The sequence below is a fragment of the Colwellia sp. SU-HH01217 genome (assembly GCF_057543495.1).
In genome coordinates, this window is sequence record NZ_BAAJLX010000019.1 from 42,295 (window position 1) to 53,822 (window position 11,528).

At 35.4% G+C, this 11,528-nt stretch carries 9 protein-coding genes; 2 read left to right on the forward strand and 7 right to left on the reverse strand.

The annotated features are described in order from the left end of the window. Positions 1 to 14 precede the first annotated feature (14 nt). A complete protein-coding gene (ggt, locus tag AC27G3_RS17085; protein ID WP_487123683.1) occupies positions 15 to 1,661 on the forward strand; it encodes a gamma-glutamyltransferase in 1,647 nt (548 codons plus the stop codon). Between the two features lie 91 nt (positions 1,662 to 1,752). Here ggt and AC27G3_RS17090 read toward each other — a convergent pair whose 3' ends face one another. The 6 genes from AC27G3_RS17090 to AC27G3_RS17115 all read right to left on the reverse strand — a co-directional run bounded on the left by AC27G3_RS17090 (position 1,753) and on the right by AC27G3_RS17115 (position 9,169). Then, on the reverse strand, positions 1,753 to 2,715 hold the full coding sequence (locus AC27G3_RS17090; protein ID WP_487123666.1) for a YbgA family protein: 963 nt from the start codon (positions 2,713 to 2,715) through the stop codon (positions 1,753 to 1,755). Between the two features lie 137 nt (positions 2,716 to 2,852). Beyond that, positions 2,853 to 4,592: an alpha-amylase family glycosyl hydrolase gene (locus AC27G3_RS17095; RefSeq protein ID WP_487123684.1), complete on the reverse strand. Its 1,740-nt coding sequence runs from the start codon at positions 4,590 to 4,592 to the stop codon at positions 2,853 to 2,855. Between the two features lie 16 nt (positions 4,593 to 4,608). Beyond that, positions 4,609 to 5,841 (reverse strand): glycosyltransferase family protein, encoded by a 1,233-nt coding sequence (locus AC27G3_RS17100; RefSeq protein ID WP_487123668.1) that lies wholly within the window; start codon positions 5,839 to 5,841, stop codon positions 4,609 to 4,611. An 18-nt stretch (positions 5,842 to 5,859) separates the two neighbouring features. Then, positions 5,860 to 6,696, reverse strand: a complete 837-nt coding sequence (locus tag AC27G3_RS17105; RefSeq protein WP_487123670.1) for an HAD-IIB family hydrolase — start codon at positions 6,694 to 6,696, stop codon at positions 5,860 to 5,862. After that, positions 6,693 to 7,574, reverse strand: a complete 882-nt coding sequence (locus AC27G3_RS17110) for a kinase (protein ID WP_487123672.1) — start codon at positions 7,572 to 7,574, stop codon at positions 6,693 to 6,695. Before AC27G3_RS17110 ends, AC27G3_RS17105 begins: the two co-directional genes overlap by 4 nt. Positions 7,575 to 7,918: 344 nt before the next feature. Further along, positions 7,919 to 9,169 (reverse strand): hypothetical protein, encoded by a 1,251-nt coding sequence (locus AC27G3_RS17115; RefSeq protein ID WP_487123674.1) that lies wholly within the window; start codon positions 9,167 to 9,169, stop codon positions 7,919 to 7,921. 383 nt (positions 9,170 to 9,552) lie between these two features. Here AC27G3_RS17115 and AC27G3_RS17120 point away from each other — a divergent pair, with 383 nt between their 5' ends. After that, positions 9,553 to 9,774 carry a hypothetical protein gene (locus AC27G3_RS17120; protein ID WP_487123676.1) on the forward strand — a complete coding sequence of 74 codons (222 nt, stop codon included), beginning with the start codon at positions 9,553 to 9,555 and terminating at the stop codon, positions 9,772 to 9,774. 345 nt (positions 9,775 to 10,119) lie between these two features. Here AC27G3_RS17120 and AC27G3_RS17125 read toward each other — a convergent pair whose 3' ends face one another. Then, complete coding sequence (locus AC27G3_RS17125) at positions 10,120 to 10,857, reverse strand: FliH/SctL family protein (protein WP_487123678.1); 738 nt, start codon at positions 10,855 to 10,857, stop codon at positions 10,120 to 10,122. Positions 10,858 to 11,528 lie beyond the last annotated feature (671 nt).

The window sequence follows — 11,528 nt, forward strand, 5'->3', positions numbered from 1 at the left end:
TCTTTGTGAAAAATATATTTATCTTCTTCATTATATGTATTTATTTTTTTAGGCTCGATTTTTCTTATGCTGAGTCGGCGGTCGCCATGCCTGATAGTTATAGCGCACAGGCAGCTAAAGCCGTTTTGCAAAGTGGTGGTAACGCGGTAGATGCGGCTATCGCAGCTCAGTTTGTTTTAGCGGTTACCTTGCCTGAGGCTGGCAATGTTGGCGGCGGTGGCTTTATGACTATATATAAAGAAGGTAAAGCGGATTTCTTAGATTACCGAGAAGTCGCGCCACAATCAGCCCATAGAGATATGTACTTAGATGAAAATGGTGATGTTATTCCTAATCTATCGCTATACGGAACCTTGTCTGCAGGAGTACCAGGTACGGTTGAAGGAATGTGGCAAGCGCATAAAAAATATGGTTCTCAATCATGGAAAGCATTGCTTACACCTGCAATTACTTTAGCTATAAAAGGGTTTATTGTTCACCCAAAATTGGATGAGGGTATAAAATCTCGAATCAACAGTTTTGAGAATGAGGGCGTTAAAGTTAATTTTGCTAGCTATTTTAGTCATGCTAAAGCTGGCGAGTTATTTAAACAACCGGAACTGGCTGAAACACTGAAAAGGATTGCTAATGAAGGTAAAAATGGATTTTACCAAGGTAAAACAGCTAAAATTATTAGCGAGTTCATGGCAAAAAATGGCGGCATAATTACTGAAAAAGACCTTGCTAATTATCATGCTACTTGGCGAAAACCTATTGAGATGCAGTGGCGTGAATTTGATGTTATTACTGCACCACCACCAAGTTCTGGTGGGATTGCCGTTCTACAATGGTTAACGATGTATGATTTAGTTAAAAAAAATTCGCAGATATCCCATAACTCACCAGTCTATATTCATTTGCTTTCAGAAGTGGGAAAAAGAGTATTTGCCGATAGAGCTGAGTACTTGGGCGATCCTGACTTTTATGATGTGCCAGTTCGTCACCTACTTAATAACGAGTATCTTAAACGCAGATCAGCAGAGGTTAATTTAACCAAAATATCACCCACAAAAGACATTACGCCCGGTTTAGTGGAAAGTACAGATACTACGCATTTTTCTATTGTAGATCAGTGGGGGAATGCAGTGTCTAATACCACAACGATAAACTATCCTTTTGGTAGTGGGGTTGTTGTAGAGGGCGCTGGATTTTTATTGAATGATGAAATGGATGACTTTAGTGCGAAACCCGGTGTGCCTAATGTCTTTGGTGCCGTGGGTGGTACGGCTAATGAAATACAACCCAATAAGCGTATGTTATCTTCAATGTCGCCTACCATTATGTTGAAAGATGGTAAGGTGAGATTAGTGACAGGATCGCCTGGTGGCACTACCATTATTTCATCGGTTTATCAGTCTATTCTTAATGTAATAGAGTTTGGCATGTCGGCAAATGATGCCGTTAATGCGCCTAGATTTCATCATCAATTATTACCTAAAGATGAAATATGGCACTACCCTAAACTTAATAAAAAAGCTTTGAAAGCAGTACGTAAAATGGGCTACAAAACTAAAGTGGATCATTTTGGTGATTTACAACTTATTATCCGAACAGATAAAGGTTTAAGTGCAGCGTCTGAAAATGGTGAATATAGTCGAGGTTTATCACTTATATTTAAGTGATTTGTTTGACAAACAATAGGTATAACCACCTTCTTTTTAGAAAGCGGCTAACTAGAGCCTTTTTGCATTTTTTCATTAACCGATATAATTTTCATATGCTGTTGAGTAACATCAGTTGGCTTGGGTGGGGCGACAAGTAATAAGATTCATTAATATACGCGTTAGGTGATTTTCTAAAATGATGGCGTAACAAGGTTACGGGCACAATTAAAGGAAGGAAGCCTAAACGATAATCTTCGATTGTTTCGTTAAGTTCTTGCTTATCATCTGAGCTAATATCTTTTTTTAAATAGCCTTGAATATGTTTTAAGGTATTTGTGTGATTTGCTTTAGTTGCTATACTTTTTAACAATGCCATGGCTTTTGAAATATAATCATTGGCTAAGAGCTGTAGGTTAGCACACGGCTGAGCTAACAAAGTGCCAAGTGTTTTTAATGCCAATTGATTATGACTCATATAAATGTACTTATGCTGGGCATGAAATGTTTGTATATCTTTAATTGAATACTGAGTCAGCATTAATTGTTGCCAACGATGGTAAACAAAAATTCGCTGGATAAAGTTCTCTCTAAGCACTGAATCGTTTAAACGTCCTTCCTCCTCTACTGGTAAATTAGGAAAGTTCTCCATTAGTTTTTTAGCGTAAATACCTGTTCCGTTACGTTCGGGCATTTCACCGCTATAAACCTTTACACGCTCCATGCCACAACTTGGAGAATCTTTTTTGAGGATGTAACCTGATATTGTAGATTGCCAAGGTCGTTGCTCGTTTGCGATGTTAGTCAGTTTTTCAGTGACATCGATTGCTTTATTTTTTGTGCCAACACATTTAATTTGTTCATCATGTTGCACTAATCGAATAGGCTCTCTAGGAATGCCTAAACCTATAGCAACTTCTGGACAAAAACGTTCAAAATTAAAAAATTGGCTTAAAGTATTTAGTACATACTGATTTTTTTTATGACCGCCATCAAAGCGAACATTTTCTCCAAGTAAACAGCTGCTAACTCCTAATACTATGTTTTTTGTTACTGATTGAGTGTGTGTTGTCATAGAAAAACTGAGTAAGTCAATGTAAGTGATGTATTGATAATAAGCTGTTTTAATACGAAAGCACAATAAATTAAACCTAGCCCTGTAAACTAAGTCGCGGTAACTGTTTGATTAATAAAATTACTTTTCCCGCTATATTATATGTTTGATATCCACACTGTTTGATAAGGAGTTAATATAATCTCTTGTGTAAGGTTGGTTATTTTATTGTTGCTAATAAGTTCTAGCCAAGACTCTGTAACAATTAAGTTAAGTTCACTTAATGGTAACTTAACTGCTTGATCAGTAACATTACTGACACAAAAAATGCTTTGTTTTCTATTTTTACTTTGCCGCCAAAAACCAAAGAGTTGTAAGCCTAGGTGTAACGTAAATTGTGTTGCATTTGGGTGGAATGCGGCTTGTTTAATTCTTATTTTCAATAATGATTTTAACGTAGATAGTACTTTACCGTGGTGTAGTTTTTTATCATCGAGCGCTTTTTCTAAAGCATCTGCATGCCACCTGTGCCTGTTAATAGAGCGATTATGGTGGGTATTGGCAAGCTTTTGATAATCATTTTGTGTGCCAAGCATACTATGAATATAAATCCCTGGTATTCCTTCTAAAGCAAACATAATGCTGTGTGCACAAATAAAGCGTTCAAAATTCCACTGATCTTTACCATTAACAGTACCTTGCATTGCGTCGAAAAGTGAAATATTCATTTCGTATGGCTTTTGCTCACCAGTGTCTGATGTGCGCCATGAAATTTTACCTCCAAAATATTCTATGGTTTGGACAAGGTTATCAACCTCAATATCACTGAGTAAACCTTCTACAGGGCGCAGACCAATGCCATCATGAGAGGCAAGAAAGTTAAAGTACATAGTGCCATCTTGTGGAGGAGGCATACTCATTAGCCATCGTTTTAAATACAAACAATTACCTGTTAACAAGGTGTTTAAGAGCAAGGGAGGTAATGAAAAGTTATAAATGCCATGAGCTTCATTGGCATTGCCAAAGTAAGTTAAATTCTGTGTATTGGGAATATTTGTTTCAGTAATAATTATAGCTTTTGGCTCAACTGACTCAATGAGTGTCCTGAGTAATCTTACAACTTCATGGGTTTGTGGCAGGTTGATGCTAGACGTTCCAGTCACTTTCCATAAAAAGGCGATGGCATCTAAACGAAATATTTTTACACCGGCATCAAGATATTGTTTGATAATTGTGATGAATGCTTTTAAAACTTCTGGATTGCGAAAGTCAAAGTCAACTTGGTCATGGCTAAACGTACACCAGACAAATTTTTTCCCGTTACCTGTTTGTACTTCTTTAAGTAAGGGGGAGGTACGTGGACGAACAACCTCTGATAACTTATCATCAGGCAGAGCAGTAAAGAAAAAGTCATGTCCTTGGCCTTCACCTTTAATAAAGTTGTCAAACCATGCACTTCGACTTGAACAATGATTAATGACAAGATCAGACATTAAATGATAACGACTGCTTATTGCTTTTATGTCTTGCCAAGAGCCTAACGATTCATTGACAGAGGAATAGTCGATAACAGCAAAGCCATCGTCAGAGCTATAAGGGAAAAAAGGTAAAATATGAACGCTGTTTATGGTGTTTTCAAAAGTGTGATCTAAAAATGTTTTTAATGTAGTAAGTGGCGCTTGATCGTCAGTAATAATACTGTCGCCATAAGTAATTAAAACAATATCTTCTTCTGACCAATGGTTAGTGAAAGGCTTTGGAGTGATAAAATCATCTGGTAATTGTATGATATCAATTAGAGACTGTGCAATATTTTCATACGATTTATCAAGGCTTACATCTTGATAAATCGTTGACAGTTGCTGAGTTAGTTTTTGCTTTAGTTGATTAATCTGCATTGTCATAGTTCACCTTTTATTTCAAAGATTGACGAAATTCATCATTGTCTAACTCTACTGCTTCTTTAAGCTGAGATAATATATCAGGGATTGCGCTAACTACTCTATTCCAAGAAGGGATGAAAGGAGTATCCATCGGCTGCTCTAAAAAAACATTGCCGGCGGTTAATATATTCTGAGCGAACATTTCTACTGCTTTTTCTTCGTTATGAATATCGAGGTTAAGACCATTTATCATCGCGTCATTTCTATAGGTTTCTACATAATCTAGTGCAATGCGATAGTAAGTTGCTTTTAATGTCCTAAACTTTTCTACTGTGAAGGTTTCGCCTTGTGTAGCAAGTTTACGGATAAAAGCTTTACTAATATCGATCGACATTTTTGATAATCCGCCTTCAGTATTATCTAACGATAAATCTTGGTGTTTATGATCGTAGGTAGCGGCTATATCTACTTGGCATAATCTATTTGGAGAGTAGTTGCGATACATCTCAGATAGTACACCTATTTCAAGCCCCCAATCACTCGGAATACGTATATCGTTTAATACATCTCGACGAAAAGAAAACTCGCCAGCTAGTGGGTATAAAAAACTATCCATATATTCTAAATAATCACAATGACCTACTGTTTTTTTCAGCGCCTTAATCAAAGGTGTTACTAATAATCGAGAAACACGACCATTAATTTTCCCTCCTGCGACACGAGCATAGAAACCTTTAGAGAACTCATAATTAAATAAGGGATTGGCAACCGGGTAGAGAAGCCTATCGAGCAGCTCTCGTTCATAAGTTAAAATATCACAGTCATGTAGAGCAATGGACTCAGCTTTGCCAGAGGCTAAAATGTATCCCATGCAATACCAAACGTTTCGTCCTTTACCTAATTCTTTAGGGGCCAAGCCTAATGCTTGTAATTTTGCATCGATGGCTTGCAGTCTAGGACCATCATTCCACAATACTCGGTGATGCTGTGGCAATTGAGAAAAAAAAGATAGCGCGTGCTGATATTGGTTTAAATCTGCTCGGTCTAAACCAATCACTATTTCCGATAAGTACTTAACTTCTTTCAATTTATTAATAATATCGGGTAAAGCTTTGCCTTCTAATTCAGAAAATAAAGAAGGTAGAATAAGTCCAAGTGAGCGTGTTTTTGAAAAGGCTAATAATTCATCGGCCATGTCTGCGGGATCACGTTGAGCTAAGTTATGTAAAGTGGTTACAGTTCCGTTTTGATAAAAATCAGCCATGTTTACCTCTGTGTAAAATTAATGTGAAAGTAATTGATTTGCTAAAATAATTTGAATGGCTTCAGCCCATCCTAAAGGGCCAAACTGTTTGGTTTGCAGCGTCATTTCTTGACGATGTAAAGTAGGAAATGAATGTACTGGAGATCGAACTTGTACTGCGATATCAGCAACTTCTAACATTGCAGTGTCATTTTCTCCATCGCCGAGAGCTATAGTACATAGCGAATTATTCACCTCTTGTTCACGATATTGTTCAGCTAACCAAATTAACGCTTGGCCTTTATCGCAATAACCGCCAACATGGAGAAACCTGCCACCTTGAGTAATATTCGCACCTAGATCAATCATATGTTCAATAAATGCACTTTTTGCTAATCCATCACTTAGCCATTGAACGGGTTCACCATATTGTCTCTGTTTTGCTCGTTGTGCTTCTTCGATAGATAAACCGGTAAGTTGTGAAAGTTTTAAGTCAGATAATGTTGAGAAGCCTTGAAATAAAGATGTAAATTCCGTGGCATGTTCAGATAATAAATCGAGCCAATACTGTATAGGCAGACAGAAGGATTTTACCCAATAGTTACCAATGGTAACGGTGTCGGGAGGCTGCGTATCAAAAGTATCGACAGGCATATAAACCGCAGCGCCATTTTCGATAATAAAAGGCGTTGTAAGTTGCAACTCTCGTCTAATTACTTCTGTTTCAGCTAATGTTTTACTCGTGTTTAATATGACAGGGATATCAACATTTTTTAATTGCTGTAGTGTTTTTGCAGCCGCAATAGATTCATAAGTGAAGTGGTCGAGTAAGGTGCCATCTAAATCACTAAAGACTATTTTTTTTATCGTACTCATACTGTTTCTGCTATAGGAGTGTCGGTAATGTTACGTTCATAATCTAAGTGAAATATTTCATCTGCTGAGTGTGAGATGGTATTACAGCCTTGCACACTCAATCGTTGAAAATACTGAGTGAAATTTAGTATTTCTTCGGGAGACATAATTTTTGAATTCGCTAACCCTTTATTTTTTGTTTCGAGTTTTTGTTCCTGCTCTAGACGCCATTTGTATACACAATCAAAAGAAGGAGCTTGAAGTGCTAACCAAAAATCCATTTTTTCATATAAAGGGGCATAACTAGTTTTAAGTTGTTGGTTAACGTAGTTTCGCCATTTTCCTTGTTTATCATGTTGTAATTCAAGTTCATTAATAGGCGCTTCTAGTTGTTTCTCATTTTGTGGACTAACCCCCCAACACCAACCTTCTAATAAAATAATATCAACAGACTGAGTTACGAGTTGCCACTCTTCTTTTGGAAATGGTTCATCTGTTGCTTTATTAAATTTTGGAATAACAAAACCTGTTTGGTGAGCAGTTAATTGATTTAATACTTTGCTCATTGCTGCTATATCATGAGTACCAGGAACACCTCTTGTTGCTAGCAAAGGATGGACTTTATCGGCTAATTTCTGACGTTTTTTACTCGAAAAATAAAAGTCATCGAGAGAGATAACGACAACATTAAGTTGATACTCTGTCGTTAAGTATTCAGCAATAAAGTCAGTCATGGTTGATTTTCCGCTGCCTTGACAACCATTAATACCAACAAAGTAGGTATCACCTTTTTCTTTAAATTGATTAAATATTCGGTTTGCAAGTGGTTGGTAATATTGCTCGGTTGTGCGTTTAAAGTTTTCTGGTAATTTGTGTTGTTGAATAAAATCTGAAAGCATAAGTAGCACCCTAAATAAATATTAACTAGTCTATTACTATCAACTCTTATGCCATTTTATTATTATTTATATATTAGGTTTTAACTTGTTGTTATTAATTAACTTTTAATTTTATTTGACTGTTTTTTCTTCGGTGTGTGATTTTAATTAGCGCACTAGTTTTAAGTGAAATGCGCCATAGTGGTGCAATTTTTGATGGGGCAAGTATTGATAGGTGGGATTAAAATTAGGTTAAATTACTATTAGGGGGGAACTAAAATAACTAAGGGCTTACTTAGTTCAGCCCCTAGTTGAGTATGTATGCAGCTATGCTATGTTAACGGACAATGTACTGGCAAAGGTGACTAAATTCTATCTTCCATTATACTTTGCTCATCCTTTACTTTTGATCTTTCAGAGTTGAGCTTTTTACTCTTAACCGCATGTAAGTCATTAATATATTTTTTCCATAAACGATCATTTAAATAACCAATGTTAATGGCAGGATCTTGTCTGACACCTGTAATTATTGGGCCGTCGACTATGGTAGCTAAGATATAATCTTGAAAGTTTTTACAATAGAAATTTTTAATATCTCTTTCGCCATTTTCTGTGAATGACATTTCTAATCCTACGGTAATTTCACCATCGCACTTATCAGCTAAAATTGTCTCAATTTGCACAAGAGTTGCAGCATAACCTTGTTGAGGTAAATCAATAGATTTTTCATACATAACTAAAGTGTCGTCTGAATTTAAAAACCAAAGATCGTATCGACTGGTTTCACATTTCATTTCATATTTAGAAATAGCCTGTAAATCAAGTCCTGGCATCACTGAAAAGTTAAGACTATAAGCTGTTAAACCAAAACCGCTCGACGTGTCTTTTGTTGCAGGGAAAAAGTGATTAACATACGCTTGGTTTCTTGGCGCTAATGTTTTAGTTGCAGGAAAATTATAAGCAGGAATTTTATCGATTTTACAATCGTTAATTAAGCCAGATAATTGTTCTCTTTTTATACCCAGAGGAACATTTTCTATGGTGAAGTTACCAGATAGATCGGCAATCAAGCCGACTTTATTTGCTAAACCTGATTGTTCTTTATAAATCAAGTAATCATCAAAATACTCATAATTTAATGCGTCAGATTCTGCCTTAGCCGTTTTATATACAGAAAGTGGGAATCCATAACTTCTGGCAAATTGTAAATCAATATTGTACAGCTGAAAGTTTTCATAGCCATTTTCTTTAGCTAATAAATCGTTTTTATATTTGGTATAATCATTAAAGCCAGCTATTTTGGCTTTTACCATTACTGCTTCATATTCCTCAAGTGATAAACCATAACTTTCCGCCTTTTTTACCACAGCCTTCATTTTTTCAAATGTTTGATAGCCTTTTTCTACTGCGATCATTTCGTCCATATGGCTGTTAACGGCAAATCCTAAAGCGGGCACCATCAATAAGCCTAAAAACAAAAACTTTACAGCATCTTTTCTAGACTTTACATTTAGTGCGTTGTTGATCTTGTTCTCTTTGAGAAAGTAACTATTAAATAAGAAGTATAAAATAAAAATAGCTAAGCAAACTGCTAGCACAATAAACATAATTTTCATTTACTTAACCTGTAAAAATTTATTAAAACAATATAGATCCATAAAGCGAAAGCTTTAGGAAATATCCATTATTATTTTGCTTAATCCCATATACATAGTACTTAGGGTAAAGCATTACTTATGAACACTTTCATAGTCACAAGCTTTTGGATTTGTTCGAATTATACACATGAACAAGAAATTTTGTTAACACTTTATTACACCTCAAGCATTTAATGTGCCTAAAACTTTGTTTATTCAATAGTTAACGTAAATTATGTTTTTATTTTTCTTGTAACTTCGGTGATTAAGGTAATTAATGATTAATCATTGCGCTAAATGATTATTATTATTTGCGTTATGGAGTTTATATTTAAAATAGGTTTACTTTTTCTGGAACTTTATTGTTTTTTAGTCTAAATGTTTTTGCTGCGAATACGGCAATCACTAAGCAAGATCTGGCAGCTCATAATGTGATACCTTCACATAAAAAAGCAGGTAGCGAAGTCATTGTTGAAAAGTTACAGGTTAAGTATCAACACACTGAAAATCTTTCGATAAAAATGGGCATATATATGTTCCTGTACGTTGAAGAACTGATCTACATAAACCTACCCAGTATTTAATTACTGTTAGACACTAGAATAAAGCAACATTAATACAACGGGTTTGGCATGAAACAGCGGGAATTTTATTGGACATTGGCAAGGGGTACTGGACAAGCTTTAGTTACAACCGGTCTAAACTCTGAACTTTTCAGAAATTATATTTTCAGAACTTATAATTGGGCATGGTGGGGAAGTTGAGGAGTATAAATTAGACTTTATGAAGCTAAGCAATAAAGAGCGTGAACATTTACTCAGCTGTGTAAAGTCGTTTTAATTGGTATTTATAAAGTGATTGTTATTACGCTATCTGAATTTTTTATATAAAGAGATAGCGTAGATAAAATATACGTAAATAATATAATATTAATGTTTTGCGAAGGTCTCTTTATTTGCGCCACCTGTTATCGCAGCTGCGATCGCAGAGTCCTCACTAATACCTGAATTAATTGCCGCATTAACTATATCTCTAGAATAATGTGCTTCACTATGGCTAACTGCGGTACTAACAACACTGTCAGCGTCATCAGGGAACAAGGTTAAAGTGTCAGTTACCAAATTGGAAACTTGTTCAGGAATAGCACTGATTGCAGCAGTTAATATATCTAACATTTTTTCTGGGTAACTTAGCATCGAATCATCCATAACACTTTCAGCGACGAAAGGTTCAGTGATAATTGCTACTCGTACAAGACCTGCAATACTTTCGGGATTATGATCCGCTGCTACTTTAACTATTTCTCTAGCATAAGCAGGTTCAGCGTTAATAGCTATTTCAATAATCTTTTCGTTTGGTGCAACATTTGCTTGAATAACGCTCTCTACAACATCACAGACCAAAGCAGGTTCAGCTCTAATTGCTCCAAGCATAATTTGTTTATATCTATTTGGGTATAGATGTAATGCTGATTTAAGGACAGGATCAACTTTCTCTGGATAGCGTTTTAATATTGCACTGACACTGTGTTGAATGGAAATGTGTTGTTTAACTTGTTGTTTTAGTAATTGAGTGATCAATACTTCCTGTTTATCTACTGCGTAATCCTTCGCAAACACATTTGTACTAATACAACAAAGAAGCGAATATAATAAAAAAAATCTCATTTATGCTCTCGTTATAGTATAGATAATGTTAATTCAGCGGCTAACTTTGTTAATTCTTATATAAGTAGAGAGATAACATATACTAATGAATAGTATAAATCTCCTGTGTATTTATACAGAAGCATAAGATGCAACTAAAGATTTAGTCCGATTAATGCACGTTTAGTTCAATAAATGTTCGAACAAATAAATTATTAAAAATACTACTTGATCATTTTATTAAACTGTCTAGAATGCGCATCCAGTTCCAAGGGGCAACCCAAACGAACGTTTTGAACAGTTAACTCCTCTTTATAAGAGCTAAACAGTTAACTTAACGTTTTAAAACGCTTTATTTTGAAAGTTTGAAAAAACTTCAAATTAAATTAAATAAAACGTTGACATCAAAACTGAGACGCGTAGAATGCGCATCTCGCTTCGGGCAAGGCCTAACAGTCACCCAGGGCAACGAAGTTAAACGAATGCGATTTAACTTAAGTTAACCACTTGATTAATTAAGATTTACTTAGATTACTCAGTCGTTAACATTCTTTAACAATTAGTTATCATGCAATTTGTGTGGACACTCACATTAATGTTGATTTTACCTAGTCTTCTATCTTTATAGGTAGAGGCAAAAAAAACAGCTTAATAAATGATGTCCATGCAAAACAAATACTTTTATCTTTTTC

Coding starts and splice junctions, on each gene's coding strand:
- AC27G3_RS17105 (WP_487123670.1), bottom strand. CDS start 6,696: ATGAGTACGATAAAAAAAATAGTCTTTAGTGATTTAGATGGCACCTTA.
- AC27G3_RS17090 (WP_487123666.1), bottom strand. CDS start 2,715: ATGACAACACACACTCAATCAGTAACAAAAAACATAGTATTAGGAGTT.
- AC27G3_RS17110 (WP_487123672.1), bottom strand. CDS start 7,574: ATGCTTTCAGATTTTATTCAACAACACAAATTACCAGAAAACTTTAAA.
- AC27G3_RS17100 (WP_487123668.1), bottom strand. CDS start 5,841: ATGGCTGATTTTTATCAAAACGGAACTGTAACCACTTTACATAACTTA.
- AC27G3_RS17125 (WP_487123678.1), bottom strand. CDS start 10,857: ATGAGATTTTTTTTATTATATTCGCTTCTTTGTTGTATTAGTACAAAT.
- AC27G3_RS17095 (WP_487123684.1), bottom strand. CDS start 4,592: ATGCAGATTAATCAACTAAAGCAAAAACTAACTCAGCAACTGTCAACG.
- AC27G3_RS17115 (WP_487123674.1), bottom strand. CDS start 9,169: ATGAAAATTATGTTTATTGTGCTAGCAGTTTGCTTAGCTATTTTTATT.